General features: G+C 69.0%; 16 protein-coding genes and 1 riboswitch. Of the genes, 14 read left to right on the top strand and 2 right to left on the bottom strand.

Annotated elements, in window-relative coordinates; genetic code table 11:
• Positions 1 to 140: 140 nt before the first annotated feature.
• The 3 genes from ABNX41_RS06365 to ABNX41_RS06355 are packed head-to-tail and all read left to right on the top strand — an operon-like array spanning position 141 to position 2,370.
• Positions 141 to 980, top strand: coding sequence for a helix-turn-helix domain-containing protein (locus ABNX41_RS06365; protein ID WP_438668882.1), 840 nt, complete (start codon positions 141 to 143; stop codon positions 978 to 980).
• Positions 977 to 1,294: a hypothetical protein gene (locus ABNX41_RS06360; protein WP_438668881.1), complete on the top strand. Its 318-nt coding sequence runs from the start codon at positions 977 to 979 to the stop codon at positions 1,292 to 1,294. The genes ABNX41_RS06365 and ABNX41_RS06360 overlap by 4 nt, the downstream gene beginning before the upstream one ends.
• Positions 1,291 to 2,370, top strand: a complete 1,080-nt coding sequence (locus ABNX41_RS06355; RefSeq protein ID WP_438668880.1) for a helix-turn-helix domain-containing protein — start codon at positions 1,291 to 1,293, stop codon at positions 2,368 to 2,370. Before ABNX41_RS06360 ends, ABNX41_RS06355 begins: the two co-directional genes overlap by 4 nt.
• A 142-nt stretch (positions 2,371 to 2,512) precedes the next feature.
• On the opposite strand, the gene ABNX41_RS06350 is transcribed toward ABNX41_RS06355, so the two are convergent.
• Positions 2,513 to 2,893, bottom strand: a complete 381-nt coding sequence (locus tag ABNX41_RS06350; RefSeq protein WP_438668879.1) for a hypothetical protein — start codon at positions 2,891 to 2,893, stop codon at positions 2,513 to 2,515.
• A 158-nt stretch (positions 2,894 to 3,051) separates the two neighbouring features.
• Here ABNX41_RS06350 and ABNX41_RS06345 point away from each other — a divergent pair, with 158 nt between their 5' ends.
• On the top strand, positions 3,052 to 3,699 hold the full coding sequence (locus tag ABNX41_RS06345) for a carbonic anhydrase (protein ID WP_438668878.1): 648 nt from the start codon (positions 3,052 to 3,054) through the stop codon (positions 3,697 to 3,699).
• Positions 3,700 to 3,737: 38 nt separating this feature from the next.
• Here the strand turns inward: ABNX41_RS06345 and ABNX41_RS06340 are convergent, their stop codons facing one another.
• The gene (locus tag ABNX41_RS06340; RefSeq protein ID WP_438668877.1) at positions 3,738 to 4,961 is read right to left on the bottom strand and encodes a UbiH/UbiF/VisC/COQ6 family ubiquinone biosynthesis hydroxylase; all 1,224 of its coding nucleotides are present in this window, start codon (positions 4,959 to 4,961) and stop codon (positions 3,738 to 3,740) included.
• Positions 4,962 to 5,064: 103 nt separating this feature from the next.
• Here ABNX41_RS06340 and ABNX41_RS06335 point away from each other — a divergent pair, with 103 nt between their 5' ends.
• The 10 genes from ABNX41_RS06335 to ABNX41_RS06290 all read left to right on the top strand — a co-directional run bounded on the left by ABNX41_RS06335 (position 5,065) and on the right by ABNX41_RS06290 (position 18,759).
• Positions 5,065 to 6,396: an amidase gene (locus ABNX41_RS06335; RefSeq protein WP_438668876.1), complete on the top strand. Its 1,332-nt coding sequence runs from the start codon at positions 5,065 to 5,067 to the stop codon at positions 6,394 to 6,396.
• A gap of 144 nt (positions 6,397 to 6,540) precedes the next feature.
• A complete protein-coding gene (locus ABNX41_RS06330; protein WP_438668875.1) occupies positions 6,541 to 7,719 on the top strand; it encodes an aminotransferase class I/II-fold pyridoxal phosphate-dependent enzyme in 1,179 nt (392 codons plus the stop codon).
• A gap of 12 nt (positions 7,720 to 7,731) precedes the next feature.
• Positions 7,732 to 10,914: a DNA translocase FtsK gene (locus tag ABNX41_RS06325; protein WP_438668874.1), complete on the top strand. Its 3,183-nt coding sequence runs from the start codon at positions 7,732 to 7,734 to the stop codon at positions 10,912 to 10,914.
• Positions 10,915 to 10,953: 39 nt separating this feature from the next.
• Positions 10,954 to 11,457, top strand: coding sequence for an rRNA maturation RNase YbeY (ybeY, locus tag ABNX41_RS06320; RefSeq protein WP_438668873.1), 504 nt, complete (start codon positions 10,954 to 10,956; stop codon positions 11,455 to 11,457).
• 41 nt (positions 11,458 to 11,498) lie between these two features.
• Positions 11,499 to 12,530, top strand: coding sequence for a transporter associated domain-containing protein (locus tag ABNX41_RS06315; protein ID WP_438668872.1), 1,032 nt, complete (start codon positions 11,499 to 11,501; stop codon positions 12,528 to 12,530).
• Positions 12,531 to 12,744: 214 nt separating this feature from the next.
• The gene (gene lnt / locus ABNX41_RS06310; RefSeq protein ID WP_438668871.1) at positions 12,745 to 14,301 is read left to right on the top strand and encodes an apolipoprotein N-acyltransferase; all 1,557 of its coding nucleotides are present in this window, start codon (positions 12,745 to 12,747) and stop codon (positions 14,299 to 14,301) included.
• Between the two features lie 33 nt (positions 14,302 to 14,334).
• A riboswitch (SAM-SAH riboswitch) is annotated at positions 14,335 to 14,384 on the top strand.
• A gap of 6 nt (positions 14,385 to 14,390) precedes the next feature.
• On the top strand, positions 14,391 to 15,578 hold the full coding sequence (gene metK / locus ABNX41_RS06305; RefSeq protein ID WP_438668870.1) for a methionine adenosyltransferase: 1,188 nt from the start codon (positions 14,391 to 14,393) through the stop codon (positions 15,576 to 15,578).
• A gap of 297 nt (positions 15,579 to 15,875) precedes the next feature.
• Positions 15,876 to 16,589: a tRNA (guanine(46)-N(7))-methyltransferase TrmB gene (trmB, locus tag ABNX41_RS06300; protein ID WP_438668869.1), complete on the top strand. Its 714-nt coding sequence runs from the start codon at positions 15,876 to 15,878 to the stop codon at positions 16,587 to 16,589.
• 198 nt (positions 16,590 to 16,787) lie between these two features.
• On the top strand, positions 16,788 to 18,134 hold the full coding sequence (gene aroA / locus ABNX41_RS06295) for a 3-phosphoshikimate 1-carboxyvinyltransferase (protein ID WP_438668868.1): 1,347 nt from the start codon (positions 16,788 to 16,790) through the stop codon (positions 18,132 to 18,134).
• A 13-nt stretch (positions 18,135 to 18,147) separates the two neighbouring features.
• A complete protein-coding gene (locus tag ABNX41_RS06290; protein ID WP_438668891.1) occupies positions 18,148 to 18,759 on the top strand; it encodes a (d)CMP kinase in 612 nt (203 codons plus the stop codon).
• The last annotated feature ends 248 nt before the right edge of the window (positions 18,760 to 19,007 follow it).

Below are 19,007 nucleotides of genomic sequence, written 5' to 3'. Positions count from 1 at the left end.
CCCCGCTCGGTGATCTGAGCGACCGCGTCACGCTTGAAGTCGTCGCTGAAAAAGCCTGTGCCCATCATGGCCTCCTTGCCTCAAAATTAGCAAAAAAGGCGGCCAAAAAACATGGGGCTATTAAAACCTGCTGGTAGTCGGTGGCGGCGCAGTCGGCGGATCTGCGCGAGGCCGGCGTCCTTGTCGGCCTGAAATGCCCGGGGCTGACCATCGCCGAAGAGGTTCTTCAGCATATCCTGGAGGTTTCGCGCGCGGTGGCCCGGCTCGTGGTGTCGAACCTCAACAAGGCGAAGGACTACGCCCGGGTCGATGGCGAGTGGGATCGGCGCGACGGATATTCCCCATATCGCCTGGCTGACGGGGCAGGCTCCCGCACCGCGGAGGATCCTCGGATAACCGCGCCCGTGAAAAGCATGGGACGCCGCCCAGCCGATGCCGGTGACGGCCGCCAGGCGATGTGGCTCTCCCTGAAAAAGGTGCCGAATCGGATCACGGTCGCAGCGATCGCGAAACAGACCCGGTTCAACCGCTCGACCGTCCTGCGCTATCTGAAGGCGCTGACCGAGGCGGGCCATCTGGAATACCTCGAACCGCCGCCGGGCCGCCCCGGCGCCTGGAAGCTGATCAGCGACATGGGTCATCACGCCCCGCGCGTCCGGGCCGATGGAAGCAAGGTCACGCTGGGCGAGGTCGTCGGCCAGCTCTGGCTTGCGATGTGCGGTCTCAATGATTTCGACTTCCGCGACCTGATACAGAACGCCTCGATCGAGATCCCCGAGTCCACGGCGAAGGATTACTGCAAGCGGCTGCTGGCCGCAGGTTATCTTCGGGTGCGGACGAAGGCCGATCCTGCCCGGGGCCGCATCGCGCGCTACCGCCTGATCCGTCCCTCGGGTCCGAAGGCACCGCGGATGCAGAGGGTCCGTCAGGTCTATGACCCGAACACCGGCGCTATCTATCCGGCGGAGGCAGGGCTGTGAGTGCTGCCACCCCCCTTTATATCGCTCGCACCAGCCAGAGCCGGGTTGCGAAGCGCCTGAACCGCTCGGCCTCACTCGTCTCCTATGTGCTTCGGGCGAAATACCCGCGCGACATGGAGGCGGTCGAGGAAGTGGTTCGGGGCGTGTTCATGGACTGCACGGTTTTGTGCCCGGCCCTCGGCGAAATTTCCACCGCGGCCTGCCGCGACTGGATGCTCAAGGCCCGGTCATTTTCCAACGAAAACAGCGAGCGGGTCCGCATGTATCGGACCTGCCGGTCCTGCCCGCGCGCGAAGAAGGAGGCGGTTTCGTGACCTTGCCGTCCCTCGCTTTCCTGCCCACCGATGTGGTTCTTGATCGCTTTCTGCGCCGCACGCGGGCCCCGTTGCCCGATCTGACCGGCCGCGACCAGACCCGCGAGATCAGCCGCCGCCGTCAGGAGCTGATGTGGCTCCTTCGGCAGCTCACCACCGCCAGCATGGGGCAGATCGGCGCCATGCCGGGCGGGCGCACCGCAGCCACAGTGGATGAGGGCGTGAATCGGGTTTCCATGCGCGCCCTCAACGAACCGGTCTACCGGAAGGCCCTAGCCGATCTCCGGGAAGCGATCCTGACCCCAGAGCCGGTCACGGTTGAACGGATCCTTGCCCAGCACCAACGACACCAGCGCGGCCAGCCCGTCATGACCTTTCCGGATCGAGCCATGGGCGCCATTGGTTCAAGCCTGATGGCGAGGGATCGCTTTCGTCGCGACCATGATCCGAACCCGGTTCGACGGGAAGATCATGCGCCGACCGTCAGCGCGCGGGCCACCGATGCTATCCGATCTGCCGAGGCCCCGGCTTCCAGGCGGATGGCCACAGCGCCGACGACGAACTCGGCCCTCTCCGCCACAGGCCGCACGACGGCAGGGGGCGGCTCGTCGCCCGGGCCCAGCATCAACGTCGCGAACTCTACGGGGTCTTCCGGCGCGGGCAGAACCAGCCGCCCCTTCCGTGCCAGCGTTCGCCAAGATGATACATGGTTTGCAGGCAAGCCGTGCCGTCGCGCCACCTCGTTCACCGTTGCGCCAGGCTCCAGCGTTTCCGCCACGACCCGCGCCTTCACCTCATCTGGCCACTTCCGGTTCCAACGGCCTCGGCCGCCAACCGGGAGAACCTCCAATGCAGTCTCCATGGAGAAACTCCCTCCTGATCATCACGAACATCCAATGCGACGATCAGCTCAAAGCCTGGAAGGTGCGGTCCAGCCGCCCCTTACGGTCATCGGCGATCCGAAATTGAAGGGTTTCTGCGCCCAGATTACGAAACCTTGCGATACAACGCCAACAAAACCGACGGATCATCACGCAAAATCAACGCGTTCAACGTTGTTCACACAGGACTCATGAGTCCAGAGCCTACAGCTTCTTCATCGATATCGTGAACACGATCATCATCGCGATATTCTCGGCATAGGCAGACGGGCGCGCGGCCGCCCCGGCGCACCGCGCGGCCGGGCCCTCCACCGCGCTGCCCCCCAGCGCCCGGGCCTCAGAGCGAGAGATCGGCAAACCCCTGATCGCTGGCCAGCGAGCGTTCGGCGACCCGCATCAGCCGCGCCCATACCGCCGCAAAGCCGGTGCCATCGCCGCGCGCAAGGCACATCTGCGCATCCTTGGCGACAAGGCCAAGGCTGATCATGCCCAGGTTCTCGGCCATGGACTGAAGCTTCTTCAACTGCCGCGACAGGTCCTCCATCCGCCGCGCGCGCACCTGGGCGGCGATTCCGGCCATGGTGAGCGCCAGCTCTCCCAGCGCGCGGGTCACCATGCGCTCGGCCGTGGCCGTGCCCAGATTGCGATAGATTGCGGCGATCGCCTCGCCATCCTGCAAGATCCGCTCTCGCGGATGCAAAATCGTCATATTCGTCATGCCGTCACCCCGACGTGCCCCACTGACCCCGGGGGATCATGGCCCCCTCAGGCTTTAGACTTTGCTAAAGACAGCGGGAAACAGGCGTGGAATCTCGGATTTTGCCACTCGCATTTTTCGCAAATGCGGCATACTTCCGCTGAAGAAGGAGCAAGCCAATGCAGAATGTTCGCCCCCTCCCCAACTATCTGGTCCAGCGGTTCCACGGCTGGCGCGCCACGGCCTATCAGCAGAATCGCGTCTGGTATCGCCGCCTGGCCGAATCCGGCCAGCACCCGCGCGCCATGGTCATCTCGTGCTGCGATTCGCGGGTGCATGTCACCTCGATCTTCGGCGCCGACGAGGGCGAGTTCTTCATCCACCGCAATATCGCGGGCCTGGTGCCGCCCTATACACCCGACGGCAAGAACCACGGCACCTCGGCGGCGGTGGAATATGCGGTGGCCGCGCTTGGCGTGGCGCATCTGATCGTGGTGGGCCATTCCAATTGCGGCGGCGTCAAGGGCTGCCACGACATGTGCACCGGGATCGCGCCGCAACTGGAAGAGGAAACCAGCTTCGTCGGACGCTGGATGGATATCCTGCGCCCGGGGTTCGAAAAGGTCTCGCACCTGCCGCAGGACGAGATCCTGCCCGCGCTGGAACGGCAGGCGGTGCTCACCAGCCTGGAAAACCTGATGACCTTCCCCTTCGTGCGCAAGGCGGTCGAGAACGACCTGCTGACCCTGCACGGGCTCTGGAACAACACCGGCGAGGGCGAGTTGCAGCAATACGATCCGCGGAGCGAGGCTTTCGTCACGATCTGAGGCCCCGATGCGCCCGCGTGGAACCTGCCGATAGTGGCTCAGATCGCCTTACCGGCCAGCAGACGGGGCAATTCGCCCTCTACCCCCGCCGCCTGGCGGATGAAGCGCCGCCGCAGGCCCGGCAGGGCGTTGACCAGCCCCAGCCCCAGGCCGCGCCCGGCGCGCAGCAAGGGATTGTCGTTCGAGAACAGCCGCGCCACCGCATCCATGCCAAGCGCCAGCGCGGTCGCGTCGAAGCGCCGCCAGGTCTGGTAGCTTTCCAGCGCCACCCCCGCGCCGAAATCCTCGCCCCGCCGATGGGCCAGGATCAGCACCTCGGCCAGCGCGGCCACGTCGCGCAGGCCCAGATTGAGCCCCTGCCCGGCCACCGGATGCACGCCATGGGCGGCATCGCCCACCAAAGCCACCCGTTCGGCGACGAATTTCTCGGCCAGCGACAGGGTCAGCGGATAAGTGAACCGCGCGCCTGCCAGCGCGATCTCGCCCAGGAAATCGCCAAAGCGCGGGCGCAGGGCGGCGAGATATTCGTCGTCGGGCAGGGCCTGGATCGCCTCGGCGCGCGCGCTCTCCTCGCTCCAGACGATCGAAGAATGGAAGCCCCCCGGCAAGGGCAGGATCGCGAGCGGGCCCGCCGGCATGAAGAACTGCTGCGCCACGCCCTCGTGATCCTTCTCGTGTCGGATCGCGGTCACAAGCGCGGTCTGGCCGTAGCCATGGCCAAGGCGGCGGATCCCGGCGCGCGCGGCCACCCCAGATCCGCGCCCGTCACAACCGACCAGCAGCCGCGCCCCAAGGCGCCGACCGGAGGCGAGATCGACAGTGATGCTCCTCGGCGTGACGTCCTGCCCCGTCACCGTCTCGCCCGGGACCAGCGTGATCGCGGGTTCGGCCCGCATCGCCTCAAGAAATGCGGCGTAAAGGAAGCGGTCCTCCAGCATGAAGCCCATCGGACCCTCTTCGATCTCGTTCGAATCGAAGCTGAGGAAGAACGGCGCGGGGCCCTCTCCGGCGCGGCCGTCGCTGGCCTTGATGCGCAGGATCGGCTGGGCCTTCCCGGCCACGGCGGACCAGACCCCGATGGCCGAGAGCAGGCGCTTCGACGCCAGCGCAAGCGCATAGGCGCGGCCGTCGAAACCGGGTTCGGCCCGCGCGGGGGCGGGACGGGCATCGACGATGGTGACCCGAAGCCCGCCCTGCGCTAGCGCCAGCGCCAGCGCCGGTCCGTTCAGCCCGCCGCCCGCGATCAGAACATCACTTTCCATGCCGCTTGCCTCCATGCCCCTTGCCTATTGCGCCGCCGGGCCATTGTCCATGTGCCGCCTTGCCGCTAGCCTTGCGCGAGGCGGGCAAGCAGGCGAGGCAAGCATGAGCGGAACGTGGTTCCACATGACGGCGGCGGAACTGGGGCGCGAGATCGGCAAGGGCCGCATCAACCCGGTCGAACTGGCCGAGGCGTTCTTCGAACGGATCGCCGAACATAGCCTGTCGCCGCGCATCTATGCCCGGCTGACCGAGACCCGGGCCAGGGGCGAGGCGGTCGCGGCGGCAGCCCGCGCGGCCTCGGGCTTTCGCAAGGGGCCGCTCGACGGGGTGCCGGTCAGTTGGAAGGACCTCTTCGACACCGCTGGAACCGCGACCGAGGCGGGCTCGGCGCTGCTGGCGGGCCGGGTGCCCGAAGCCGATGCCGAAGTGCTTGAGACGGCGACGCTTTCCGGCCTGGTCTGCCTTGGCAAGACCCATATGTCGGAACTGGCCTTTTCGGGGCTGGGCCTCAATCCGGTGACCGCGACCCCGCCCTGCCTGAACGACGAAGCGGCGGTCTCGGGCGGATCATCTTCCGGCGCGGCCGCCTCGGTCGCCTTCGGGCTGGCGCCCGCGGCGATCGGCTCGGACACCGGCGGCTCGGTGCGGATCCCGGCGGCCTGGAACGATCTGATCGGGCTCAAGACCAGCCATGGGCGACTTTCGCTGCGGGGAACCGTGCCGCTTTGCGGTGAATTCGACACCCTGGGCCCGCTGGCCCATTCGGTCGAGGATTGCGCACTGCTTCTGGCCGCGCTGGAGGGTGGCAGGCCGGTGGACCTGACCGGGGCCGATCTGTCGGGCACCCGCCTTGCGGTGCTTGAGACCGTGGCGCTCGACGACCTGCGGGCGAGGCCCGCGCGCGGGTTCGAGGATGCCTGCACCCGCCTCGCCCGCGCGGGCGCCCGGATCGAGCGGATCTCGGCCCCCGAGATCGCCGAGGCGATGGCGCTGACCGGGATCCTCTACACCGCCGAGGCCTATGGCATCTGGCGCGAGACCATCGAGGCCGCGCCCGAAAAGATGTTCCCCCCCATCCTGGAACGCTTCCGCGCCGGGGGCACGTTCCTGGCCGCCGATTACGTCGCGGCCTGGCGGCGGCTGCGCGATCTGCGCGGGGTCTGGGCGGCGCGGGTCGCGGGTTTCGACGCGGTGCTGCTGCCCACCTCGCCCATCCTGCCGCCCGATGCGGCGCGGCTGATGCGCGACGGCGACTATTACGTGACCGAAAATCTACTGGCCCTGCGCAACACCCGGATCGGCAATCTGACGGGGGGCTGCGCGCTGACGCTGCCGACCTCGGAACCCTCCTGCGGGATTTCGCTGATGGCGCCGCCGATGGGCGAAGAGCGGCTCTTGCGGCTTGGCGCGGCGGCGGACCGGGCCCTGGGCTGAGGCAGGGCCGCGCGCCAAGGGGACATAAAAGCCACAATTCGCCCCACCAACCCCTAGGGATGGTTGAGAAAATCTGGACCACCGCAGGATCCGGCGCTATCTTGGCCGCAAACGGGGCGATACGACCCCGGCGATGAGGCAGCAATGATCTTTCCTGAGCGGTTCTCGAACCTGCCGGATTATGCGTTTCCGCGCCTGCGGAAACTTCTGGATGCGCACGCCCCCGGCGGCGATCCCATTGCCATGACCATCGGCGAGCCGAAACACCCCATGCCCGGTTTCGTCGGCCCGATCCTGGCCGAAAACCTTGCCGGTTTCGGCGCCTATCCGCCCAATGACGGCACGCCCGCGCTGCTGGCCGCCATATCGGGCTGGATCGCGCGGCGCTACGGCGTGTCCCTGTCCGAAGACCGCCTGATGGTGCTGAACGGCACGCGCGAGGGGCTGTTCAACGCCTGCGTCGCGCTGTGTCCCGAGGCGAAGAAGGGCCGCCGCCCGACCGTCCTGATGCCGAACCCGTTCTATCAGGTCTATGCCGTGGCCGCCCTCGCCATGGGGGCCGAGCCGGTCTATGTCCCCGCGACCGCCGCCACCGGCTTTCTGCCCGATTTCGCCGCCCTGCCCGCCGAGGTGCTGGACCGCGCGGCGCTGGCCTATGTCTGTTCGCCCGCCAATCCGCAGGGCGCCGTCGCCTCGCGCGACTGGCTGGCGGATCTGCTGGCGCTGGCCGAAACCCATGATTTCGCGGTCTTTTCCGACGAATGCTATTCCGAGATCTGGCGCGACGCACCGCCGCCCGGCCTGATCGAGGTCGCCGCCGCGACCGGCGCCGATCCCGAGCGGGTGGTGGTCTTCAACTCGCTCTCCAAACGCTCGAACATGCCGGGGCTGCGCTCGGGCTTCGTCGCGGGCGGGGCCGAGGCCATCCGCCGCATCCGCCAGTTGCGCGCCTTTGCCGGCGCGCCGGTGCCGCTGCCGCTGCAAAAGGTGGCCGAGGCCTGCTGGTCGGATGAGGAACATGTCGCGGCCTCGCTGGCGCTCTACCAGCAGAAATACCGCATCGCCGCCGAGGTCTTCGCGGGCCATCAGGATTTCCGCCTGCCCGATGGCGGCATGTTCCTGTGGCTTGCGGTGGACGACGGCGAAGCGGCCGCGTTGCGGCTTTGGCGCGAAACCGGGGTCCGGGTCCTGCCCGGCGCCTATCTGTCGCGCGACACCGAAACCGGAAATCCGGGCAAGGAATATATCCGGGTGGCGCTGGTCGCTCCCCAAGAAGAAACGCAGCGCGGGCTGACCAGGCTCCGCGACTGCCTCTATGTTTGACGAGGGCAAGGCATGGCATCCTGGCAGGCAAGACAGCGCGATCCGCTTCTCGATCAAGGCACGCAGATGATGCTTGAGCGTCGCGGGCGTGAGTTGATCGGCGTGGCCCTGGTTCTGGTCGCGGTGCTGTTCGCGCTGATGCTGGGCAGCCATTCGCCCGAGGATCCGGGCTGGATGGTCTCGACCCAGGAGCCCGCCCGCAACATGCTGGGCCGGTTCGGCGCCGCCGTCTCGGCCACGCTGATGATCCTGATCGGGCGCGGCGCCTGGGCGATTCCCCTGATCCTGCTGGCCTGGGGGTTGCGCTTCGTCCTGCATCGCGGGGCCGAGCGGGTGCTGGGCCGGATGGTTTTCGCCGTGATCGCGGTGGTGCTGGCCTCGGTCCATGCCGAGACGCTGACGCCGCCCGCGGGCTGGCCGCATGACTACGGGCTGGGCGGGATGTTCGGGATGACGGCGGTCGGCGCGCTGCTGGGGCTTTTGCCGGTGTCGATGGCGGTCGGGCTGAAGCTGGTCGCGGTCCTGTCCTTCTTCGCGCTGATCGCGCTTTTGCTTTACGTCACCGGCTTCGACCGGGCCGAATTGCGGGTGATCCGCGCGGCGCTGGTCCTCGGCTCGGTCCTGAGCTGGAACCAGTTGATGCAATGGATGGGCAAGGGCGCGAGCGGGGCGGTGTCGGCCTCGCGCGCCATGGCGGCGCGCCGCCGCCTCGCGCGTGAGGATCTGCAGTCCTCCGATCCCGTCCTCCACGGTGCCGCCGCGCCGCTTTCGGCGACAGGGGCGCCGGGCGCACGCGGCGTGGTGCGCCGTCCCGCCGCGGGTTTCGTCGATGCGGGCGATCTTGCGCCCGAGCCGCTTGGCGCCGCGCAGGGCTGGAACGCACCCTCGACGCTGCGCGCCGAGCCGCGCCGCTTCGAGCCGCCCGTAGACGATCTGCCAAAGGAAAAGCTGGGTTTTCTGGCCCGGATGCGCCGCGTGGTCGAGCCCGAGCCCGAACTGGTGGAGCCCGAGCCGCCCGCCCATGCCCTCGACGCCGGCCTGCCGCAGGAAGACCGCATCCGCGCAAGGGTTTCCGATGCGATCCGGGCAAGGGGCGGCCCCGCCGCAACCGCCGCCGCGGATTCGGTGCTGACCCCGCTTCAGGCCGCGCTGGCGCGCCGCTTCGATCCCGGCCGCACGGAGTTCCAGCGCAACGAGCCGCCCCTGATGCGGCCGCGCGGCCCGGTGCCCTTGATGGCGGATACCCGCCCGGGCTCGCGCGCGCCCGCTTCGGCCCGTCCGGCCTCGGGCGTCCTGCCCGAACCGGCGCCCGGGACCGCATCCGCGCAATATCTGCCGGAAGATCAGGACCTGCCGGAAAACATGTTCGCCGAGGAGGGCGCCGGGGATTGGCAGGACGCGCCCGAGCCGCAGGTCGGCGATTGGCAGCCCGCCGCCTTCCGCGCCGCGCCCGAGCCGCAGGCGCCCGACTGGAACGAGGCCGGGGCCGATTGGACGCCGGACCAGCAGGCCGATGACGGATTCGAGCCCGATTACGATCCCGCGCCCGCCCTGCCCCGTGTCACGCCGGTCGCGCTGGACCGCCGCCCCATCGTGCAGGCACCGACGAAAAAGCCCGCGCCGCAATCCACCCGCGCCCGGGCCGAGGCCCAGCCCTCGCTGCGTTTCGAAGAGCCCGCCGTCTCGGAATACGAGCTTCCGCCGCTTGGGCTTCTGTCGGCGCCCTCCGGCTCGACCGGCCACCAGCTTTCCGACGAGGCGCTGGAGGAAAACGCCCGGATGCTGGAAAACGTGCTCGACGACTACGGCGTGAAGGGCGAGATCGTCTCGGTCCGCCCCGGCCCGGTGGTCACGATGTATGAGCTGGAACCCGCGCCCGGCCTGAAGGCCTCGCGCGTGATCGGGCTGGCCGACGACATCGCCCGCTCGATGTCGGCGCTGTCGGCGCGGGTCTCGACCGTGCCGGGCCGTTCGGTGATCGGGATCGAACTGCCCAATGCGCATCGCGAGAAGGTCTTCCTGCGCGAGATCCTCTCGGCCCGCGAATTCGGCGACAGCCAGATGCGGCTTCCCCTGGCGCTTGGCAAGGATATCGGCGGCGAGGCGGTGGTGGCGAACCTGACCAAGATGCCCCACCTGCTGATCGCGGGGACCACCGGCTCGGGCAAATCGGTGGCGATCAACACCATGATCCTGTCCTTGCTGTATAAGCTGACGCCCGAGGAATGCCGCCTGATCATGATCGACCCCAAGATGCTGGAGCTTTCCGTCTATGACGGCATCCCGCATCTGCTCTCGCCCGTCGTGACCGACCCCAAGAAGGCGGTCGTCGCCCTGAAATGGGTGGTGGGCGAGATGGAGGAGCGCTACCGCCGCATGTCCAAGATGGGCGTGCGCAACATCGAGGGCTACAACGGCCGCGTGCGCGAGGCCATCGCCAAGGGCGAATTGTTCAAGCGCACCATCCAGACCGGATTCGACGACGAAACCGGCGATCCGGTGTTCGAGACCGAGGAATTCGCGCCCGAGCCCTTCCCCTTCATCGTCGTCATCGTCGATGAAATGGCCGATCTGATGATGGTCGCCGGGAAAGAGATCGAAGCCTGCATCCAGCGCCTTGCCCAGATGGCGCGGGCAAGCGGAATCCACCTGATCATGGCGACGCAGCGCCCTTCGGTCGATGTCATCACCGGCACGATCAAATCGAACTTCCCCACCCGGATCTCGTTCCAGGTGACATCGAAGATCGACAGCCGCACCATCCTGAACGAACAGGGCGCCGAGCAGCTTCTGGGCCAGGGCGACATGCTTTATATGGGCAATGGCGCGCGGATCACCCGGATCCACGGCCCCTTCGTGTCGGACGAAGAGGTCGAGGAAATCGTCAACCATCTGAAAAGCTTCGGCCCGCCCTCCTACATGTCGGGCGTGGTCGACGGGCCGGATGACGAGACCGCCTCGGACATCGACGCGGTGCTGGGGCTTGGCGGCAATACCGACGGCGAGGATGCGCTTTACGACCAGGCGGTGGCGATCGTCGCCAAGGACCGCAAATGCTCGACCTCCTACATCCAGCGCAAGCTGGGCATTGGCTACAACAAGGCCGCCCGCCTGGTCGAGCAGATGGAGGAGCAAGGCGTCGTCACGCCCGCGAACCATGTCGGCAAGCGCGAAATCCTGGTCCCCGAGACCTGAGGGCTTGCCCGGCCCGGCCCGCCGCGCTAGGCGGGCGGGATGGAGCCGCTTGTCGAAACCGTGACCGAGGATGACCGCTGGGCCGCATTCGGCCTGGCCGGGTTGGCGGACCGCGCGGCGGCCGGGGTGCTGGCCGCGCTCGACCTGCCGCGAGTGGGGTTCACGCTGGCGGTGCTGGGCTGCGACGATGCGCGGATCGCCGCGCTGAACGGCGATTTCCGCCAGAAGGACAAGCCGACCAACGTCCTGTCCTGGCCCTCCGAGGAACGCGGCGCGGAATTCGTGGGCGAGGCGCCCGCCCCCCCCGAGCCGGGCACGCCGGACGATCCCGAATCGCTGGGCGATATCGCCATCGCATGGGAGACCTGCATGGCCGAGGCCCTGGCCCAGCAAAAGCCCGCCGAGGATCACGTCACCCATCTTCTGGTCCATGGCGTGCTGCATCTTCTGGGCTACGACCATGTCGAGGACGAAGATGCCGCGCTGATGGAGGGGCTGGAGGTGCGGATACTTGCGCGACTGGGTGTTTCCGACCCATATTGAACGCGCACCCGCAGGACGGGTGTCTTCTGGACAAAGGACCGATGGGCAGTAGCACCGATGGATCACCCGCCGCGCAGGACGCGTTGCCGGGGCAGATCGAAGAACCGCCGCAGGAAGCTTCCGGGCGCGGATTGTTCGGGCGGATCCTTTCCGCCTTCAACCCCTCCGGCGATCAGGAGGCCGCCGCGCGGTCCGGGGCCGAAGCTACGGGACTGGCCGTCCTGCGCGATCTGAGGGTGGACGACGTCGCCATTCCCAAGGCCGAGATCGTGGCCGTCCCCGCCGATATCGGCAAGGAGGAACTGGTCGGGGTCTTCCGCACCGAGGGCCTGTCGCGCCTGCCGGTCTATGACGGAACGCTGGATCATCCGGTGGGGCTGGTGCTTCTGAAGGATCTGGCGCTGAACTACGGGTTCGGCGCGGCACCTGCCTTCGATCTCAAGGGGATCCTGCGCCCGATCCTTTACGCGCCGCCCTCCATGGCCTCGGGCGTTCTTCTGCAGAGGATGCAGAAAGAGCGCATCCACATGGCGCTGGTGATCGACGAATACGGCGGCGTGGACGGGCTTGTCACCATCGAGGACCTGATCGAGACGGTGATCGGCGCCATTGAGGACGAGCATGACGAGGAAGAGGGCGCGCTCTGGAAAGAGGAAGCGCCCGGCGTCATCGCCGCCCAGTCCATCGCGCCGCTGGATGAGCTGGAAGAGGGGCTCGGCATCCGGCTGCGCGGCGCGGACGAGGATGACGAGATGGACACCATCGGCGGCCTCGTCTTCCTGCGCACCGGCCGCGTGCCCGCCACGGGCGAGGTGGTGGTGCTGGAAAACGGCATCGAGATCGAGATCCTCGACGCCGATTCGCGGCGGATCAAGCGGCTTCGGCTGCGCCTGCCCGGCGCGGAGCGGGCGGCGGAAACGACCGCCGCGCTGGCCGGGGCCGGGCTGGCCGGAAACGGCGAAACCGGGGCCGGCGGATCTGGGGTCGGCGGATCCGGGGCCGATGGATCCGGGATCGGCACCCCCGGGACCCACAACTCCAAGGCCCGCAGTTCCAGGACCGGGGCAGGCTGACAGGGTGACCCGTCCCACTGGATTCTCTGCCCGACCGGGACGGGAGCACCTGTCGGCAGGCGCAGGCCTTGCGCGCCTGCCCGGCGAGGGGACTGGCGCATGGGGTCTGGCGGCGCACCTTCGCACCGACGGCCCCGGTGAGCTCCTGCGCCCCGAGGGGCTTTTCGGGCAATTCCGCGCAAGTGGATTCGCACGACGCCTTCGCGCCAGCGGATTGGCAAGGCGCCTTCGCGCCAGTGGATTTGCAAGGCGCCTTCGCGCCGGGGCCCCGGGCTTCGGCAGGAATTTCGCCATCGGCGCGCTGGCGTCGCTTGGCCAGGCGCCGTTCGGGCTCTGGCCGCTGGCGCTTGCAGGTTTCGCGCTGGCACTGCTGCGGATCGGGGCGGCGACGGGCCCCGGGGCGGCCTTCGCGCGCGGGGTCGGGGTGGGCGCGGGCTATTTCGGGATCTCGCTCTCCTGGATCGTGCAGCCTTTTTTCGTCGATCCGCTGCGGCACGGCTGGATGGCGCCCTTCGCGGTGCTTGGCGTGGCCTTCGGCCTTGGGCTGTTCTGGGGCGCGGCGGGCTGGCTCTCGCGGCGGATGGGCGGGGGGGCGGTGACGCTTGCCCTTGCGCTTTCGCTGGCCGAACTTGCGCGCGGCCATGTGCTGACCGGCTTTCCCTGGGCCCTGCCCGGCCATATCTGGGCCGGGACCTGGCTTGCCCAGATGGCCGCGCTGACCGGCGCCTATGGCATGACGCTGCTGACGCTTCTGGCCGTGGCCGCGCCGCTTTCCCTCGGGCCCTGGCGCGGCGGCGCTCTGACGCTGGCAATCGCGGGCCTGGCCGGGGGCTGGTCCCTCCACCGGCTTTCGCTGCCCGAGCCCCCCGCGCGCCCGGGCCTTGTCCGCATCGTCCAGCCCGACATCGAACAAAGCCTGAAATGGGACCCCGATCTGGCGCGGGCGAATTTCGACCTGCTGCGCGCGCTCAGCACCGGCGATCCGGTCGATCTGGTGATCTGGCCCGAAACCGCCGTGCCCTATCTGGTCGAGCCCGAAGGCCCGGTGGCGCAGGCGATCTCGGCCTCGGCCGGGGGGGCGCCGGTGGCGACCGGCATCCAGCGCGACGAGGGCGCGGGGGTGGGCGAGGGATCGGGCAGGGCCTGGAACACGCTGGCGGTCTTCGGCCCCGGCGGGCGGGTCGGGCAGCATTTCGACAAGGTCCATCTGGTGCCCTTCGGAGAATATATCCCGGGCGGCGACCTGGTCTACCGGCTGACCGGGCTGCGCGCCTTCGCCAGCCAGGTCGGCGCGGGCTATACGGCGGGCGAGGGGCGCAACCTGCTGGATTTCGGTGAACTTGGCCGGGCGCTACCCCTGATCTGCTACGAGGCGATCTTTCCGCAGCACCTTGCCGGAACCGCGCGCGGCGACTGGATCCTTCAGGTGACCAACGACGCCTGGTTCGGCACCCTGACCGGGCCCTACCAGCATTTCGCCCAGGTCCGGCTGCGGGCGATCGAACAGGGGCTGCCGGTGCTGCGGGCGGCCAATACCGGGATCTCGGCGGTGATCGACGCGCGCGGGCGGGTGGCCCGCCTGCCCGGCGGCGCGGCGGCGCGGCTGGATCTGGGCATGCGCGGCGTGATCGAGGCCGCCATCCCCGGCGCGCTGCCCGCGCCGCCCTATGCGCGGATGATCGCGCGGTTCGGCGAGGCGCCGCTTCTGGCGCTGTTGCTGGCGGGACTCGGGCTGTCGGCCTTGCGCGGACGCCGCATTGCGGCGGGTTGAAACTTCGGGCGGGGGCGCGTAAGCGGGGCCATCGAACCGCCACAACGGCTTCCTGGCGTGGCGGGGATCACCCGATTGGAGCAATTCCCATGAGCCGCCAGAACTACGTCTTCACCTCGGAATCCGTTTCCGAAGGGCATCCCGACAAGGTCTGCGACCGCATTTCGGATGCGGTGCTGGATGCCTTCCTGACCGAGGAACCCCATGCCCGCGTGGCCTGCGAGACCTTCGCCACCACCGGACGCGTCGTCGTGGGGGGCGAGGTCGGGCTCTCGGACCCCGATGTGCTGAAACGGATGCTGAAATCGGTGCCCGACATCGTGCGCGCCTGCATCCGCGACATCGGCTACGAGCAGAAAAAGTTCCACTGGGAAACCGTCAAGGTGCAGAACCACCTGCATCGCCAGTCCGCCCATATCGCCCAGGGCGTCGATGCCGATGCGAAGAAGGGCAAGGCCGAGGGCGCGGGCGACCAGGGCATCATGTTCGGCTATGCCTGCCGCGAGACGGAAGAGCTGATGCCCGCGCCGATCCAATACGCCCATGCGATCCTGCGCCGCCTGGCCGAGGCGCGCAAATCCGGCGCCGAGCCCACGCTGCTTCCCGACGCCAAATCCCAGCTTTCGCTGCGCTACGAAAACGGCAAGCCGGTCGAGGTGACCTCGATCGTGCTGTCGCACCAGCATTCCGACCGCAAACAGAAGTCGAAACATATCCGCGAGATCGTGGAGCCCTATATCCGCGAGATCCTGCCCGAGGGCTGGATCACCAAGAACACCGCCTGGCATGTGAACCCGACCGGGATCTTCGTGATCGGCGGGCCGGACGGCGACGCCGGGCTGACCGGGCGCAAGATCATCGTCGACACCTATGGCGGGGCCGCGCCCCATGGCGGGGGGGCGTTCTCGGGCAAGGATCCGACCAAGGTCGACCGCTCGGCCGCCTATGCCGCGCGCTATCTGGCCAAGAATGTCGTGGCCGCGGGCCTGGCCGAGCGCTGCACGCTTCAGGTTTCCTATGCCATCGGCGTGGCCGAGCCGCAGTCGATCTATATCGACACCCATGGCACCGGCACCGTCCCCGACGAGGTGATCGAGCGCGCGGTGACCGCCTCGCTCGACCTGACGCCCTCGGGGATCCGCAACCATCTGGGGCTGAACCGGCCGATCTTCGCCCGCACCTCGGCCTATGGTCATTTCGGCCGCGCGCCGGAAGCCGATGGCGGTTTCTCGTGGGAACGCACCGATCTGGTCGAGGCGCTGAAAAAGGCGGTCTGATCACGGGGCGGCCCGACCGCCTGATCGGGGCGCTTTGGCGGAAGTGCCTCGGCCGGGGCGCTCTGACGAAGGCGCCTTGACCGGGGGAGCCTTGACCGGGGGCGCCTGGACCGTGGCGCCTCCGACGGGGCACTCGACGGGCCCGCTTCCGCCGGATGCCTCAACCGATCACCTTGACCGGGCCCGCGCCCGGCCTTAGATGCCGCCCGGATCCGGGCAGGGTCGCCCCCGCGCCGCGTCCTGCCGGGATCTTGCGCCCGTCCTGCCCGAAAGCCTTGCCTGCCTGAAAGCCTTGCGATGCCCGATCCCGTCGAACCCCCGGAACCTGCCGCCGCCGCGCGCCGTAATTTCTACGGCAGGATCCACGGCAAGACCCTGCGCAATTCGCAGAAGGACTATCTGTCGCACGATCTCGAGGCCCTGCGGCTGAAGGGGGTGAGCGCCGAAGAGAACCCGGCCCGCAGCCCGCTCGACCCGACCCGGTTCGGGGGCCGCCCGCTGTGGCTTGAGGTCGGTTTCGGCGGCGGCGAGCATATGGTCCATATGGCCGCCGCCAATCCGGGGGTCCATCTGATCGGGGCCGAGCCCTTCGTGAACGGGATCGCGATGCTCCTGGGCAAGATCCGGCAGGCGGGGGTCGGCAATCTCTCGATCCATCCCGGCGATGTGCGGGATCTTTTCGACGTGCTGCCCGATGGCGTGCTGCACAAGGTCTTCCTGAACTACCCCGATCCCTGGCCGAAGGCGCGCCACCATCGCCGCCGCTTCGTGACGCGGGATTACCTGCGCCCGCTGCACCGCGTCATGGTGCCCGGGGCCGAGTTCCGGGTCGCCACCGATATCCCCGACTACGTGCGCCAGACGCTTGAGGAAGTGCCGCCCGCGGGCTTCCGGCTGGGGCATCGGGCCGGTGAGGGCGGGGCCTGGCCGGACTGGATCTCGACCCGATACGAGCAGAAGGCCCTGCGCGAGGGCCGGGCGCCCCATTACCTGACCTTCCGGCGGGTGTGACGCCGGGCTGCCTCCGGCGGGGATATTTTTGCCAAGATGAAGGGGCAAAGGCTGTTCGGGGTGGGGGGGCGCGGCTTCTTCGTGGGGTCGGCGCCCACGCTGGCAGGGTGGTGTGCCCGCGCGCGCGCCCCCGGGCGCGGCTGGACCGTCCGCCGCAGTTGCGCTATCCAAGCTGCCAACCATCCGATGGAGAAGCCCATGTCAGGCCATGCTGAGGCCCAACCGATGATCTCGGCCCGCTCCGGCCCGCTTTCCGGCGTGGCCGCCGTGCCGGGGGACAAGTCGATCTCGCATCGGGCGCTGATCTTCGGGGCGATGGCGGTGGGCGAGACCCGGATCAGCGGCCTTCTGGAGGGCCAGGACGTGCTGGACACCGCCAAGGCGATGCGGGCCCTGGGCGCCGAGGTAACCCGGCTGGGCGAGGGCGCCTGGAGTGTGCATGGTGTCGGCACCGGCGGGTTTTCGGAGCCTTCGGACCTGATCGACTGCGGCAATTCCGGCACCGGGGTCCGGCTCTTGATGGGGGCGGTGGCGACGACCCCGATCTCGGTCACCTTCACCGGCGACGCGAGCTTGCGCAAGCGCCCGATGGGGCGGGTGACCGATCCGCTGTCGCTGTTCGGGGCGCGGGCCTTCGGGCGCAAGGGCGGGCGGCTGCCGATGACGCTTGTCGGCGCGGCGGATCCGGTGCCGGTGCGTTATGTCCTGCCGATGGCCTCGGCCCAGGTGAAATCGGCGGTACTGCTGGCCGGGCTGAACGCGCCGGGCGAGACCGTGGTGATCGAGCGCGAGCCCACGCGCGACCATTCCGAGCGCATGCTGCGCGGCTTCGGCGCCGAGGTCGCGGTCGAGGCCGGGCCGGAGGGCCAGGTGATCACCCTGGTCGGGCGCCCCGAGTTGCGGCCGCAGGGCGTCGCGGTGCCGCGCGATCCGTCCTCGGCCGCCTTCCCGACCTGCGCCGCGCTGATCACCGAGGGCTCGGAGATCCGGGTGCCGGGCGTCAGCCAGAACCCCACCCGCAACGGCCTCTATCTGACCCTGGTCGAGATGGGCGCCGACATTTCTTTCGAAAACCCGCGCGAAGAGGGGGGCGAGCCGGTGGCGGACCTGCATGTGCGCTTCTCGCCCGACCTGAGGGGCGTCGAGGTGCCGCCCGGCCGCGCGCCCTCGATGATCGACGAATATCCGGTGCTGTCGGTGGTCGCGGCCTTTGCCGACGGCCGCACGGTGATGCGCGGCGTCAAGGAATTGCGGGTCAAGGAATCCGACCGGATCGACGCCATGGCGCGCGGGCTTGAAGCCTGCGGCGTGCGGACCGAAGAGGATGAGGACACGCTGATCGTCCATGGCATGGGGGCGGGCGGCATGCCGGGGGGGGCGACCTGCGCCACCCATCTCGACCACCGGATCGCAATGAGCTTCCTGGTCGCGGGCATGGCGGCGCAGCGCGAGATCACGGTGGACGACGGCGCGCCGATCATGACCTCCTTCCCGCTGTTCGAGGGGCTGATGAACGGCCTTGGCGCCGCGATCCGGCGCGGCTGAGGCGGGGATGGCGATGGTCTTCACGGTCGCGATCGACGGGCCCGCCGCCGCGGGCAAGGGCACGATCAGCCGGGCGGTCGCCGCGCATTTCGGCTTTGCCCATCTCGATACCGGCGCGCTTTACCGGGCCGTGGGGGTCAAGGGCGGCGATCCGGTCGAGGCGGCGCGGAACCTGTCGCCCGGCGATCTGGAGCGCGACGACCTGCGTTCGCTCGAAGCCGGGCAGGCCGCCTCGCGCGTGGCGGCGCTGCCTGGGGTGCGCGCGGCGCTGCTGGATTTCCAGCGTCGCTTCGCCCGGCGCGCGGGCGGCGCGGTGCTCGATGGCCGCGACATCGGCACGGTGATCTGCCCCGAGGCCGAGGCGAAGATCTTCGTCACCGCCAGCGCCGAGGTGCGCGCCCGCCGCCGCTGGCTTGAGCTTGGCGGCGCGGCCGGGGTGCGGCCGCTTGCCGATGTGCTGGCGGAGGTCGAGGAGCGTGACGCACGCGACCGGAACCGCGCCGATGCCCCCCTGCGCCCGGCGGCGGATGCGGTAACGCTCGACACAGGGGCGCTTTCCGCCGATGAGGCCATCGCCCGGGCCATCGCGCTGGTGGCGGCCCGGCTGGGCGGCCGGGCGCGTTGAGACTGGCCACGGGGCAAGGCCCTCAGTCTCAGGCCGGTATCTGGAGGCGCATCCTTGGGACTGTCGGCCAAGGGCTCGATCCGCCTCCGGCGTCGGCGGTTGTTTCCGGCGACTTTGCGGCACCCGCGCCCGGGAGACATATCTTCCTTCCCTTCGCATCTCTGATCGCCGCAGGCCCCGACCCTTCGGCCTCTGGCCGGGCCCGGGCTCGCTGCCATCGTGGGTCTGGCCGACATGCGGACCAGGCG

Source organism: Pseudogemmobacter sonorensis, assembly GCF_042762395.1.
In the GTDB taxonomy this organism is placed as follows: domain Bacteria; phylum Pseudomonadota; class Alphaproteobacteria; order Rhodobacterales; family Rhodobacteraceae; genus Pseudogemmobacter; species Pseudogemmobacter sonorensis.
This window is presented reverse-complemented; position numbering and strand designations above follow the sequence as displayed.

What these genes read in the sequence shown, in the direction of transcription:
- ABNX41_RS06350 (WP_438668879.1), bottom strand. Translation starts at nt 2,893, where the DNA reads ATGACGAATATGACGATTTTGCATCCGCGAGAGCGGATCTTGCAGGAT.
- ABNX41_RS06345 (WP_438668878.1), top strand. Translation starts at nt 3,052, where the DNA reads ATGCAGAATGTTCGCCCCCTCCCCAACTATCTGGTCCAGCGGTTCCAC.
- ABNX41_RS06340 (WP_438668877.1), bottom strand. Translation starts at nt 4,961, where the DNA reads ATGGAAAGTGATGTTCTGATCGCGGGCGGCGGGCTGAACGGACCGGCG.
- ABNX41_RS06335 (WP_438668876.1), top strand. Translation starts at nt 5,065, where the DNA reads ATGAGCGGAACGTGGTTCCACATGACGGCGGCGGAACTGGGGCGCGAG.
- ABNX41_RS06330 (WP_438668875.1), top strand. Translation starts at nt 6,541, where the DNA reads ATGATCTTTCCTGAGCGGTTCTCGAACCTGCCGGATTATGCGTTTCCG.
- ABNX41_RS06325 (WP_438668874.1), top strand. Translation starts at nt 7,732, where the DNA reads ATGGCATCCTGGCAGGCAAGACAGCGCGATCCGCTTCTCGATCAAGGC.
- ybeY (WP_438668873.1), top strand. Translation starts at nt 10,954, where the DNA reads ATGGAGCCGCTTGTCGAAACCGTGACCGAGGATGACCGCTGGGCCGCA.
- ABNX41_RS06315 (WP_438668872.1), top strand. Translation starts at nt 11,499, where the DNA reads ATGGGCAGTAGCACCGATGGATCACCCGCCGCGCAGGACGCGTTGCCG.
- metK (WP_438668870.1), top strand. Translation starts at nt 14,391, where the DNA reads ATGAGCCGCCAGAACTACGTCTTCACCTCGGAATCCGTTTCCGAAGGG.
- trmB (WP_438668869.1), top strand. Translation starts at nt 15,876, where the DNA reads ATGCCCGATCCCGTCGAACCCCCGGAACCTGCCGCCGCCGCGCGCCGT.
- aroA (WP_438668868.1), top strand. Translation starts at nt 16,788, where the DNA reads ATGTCAGGCCATGCTGAGGCCCAACCGATGATCTCGGCCCGCTCCGGC.
- ABNX41_RS06290 (WP_438668891.1), top strand. Translation starts at nt 18,148, where the DNA reads ATGGTCTTCACGGTCGCGATCGACGGGCCCGCCGCCGCGGGCAAGGGC.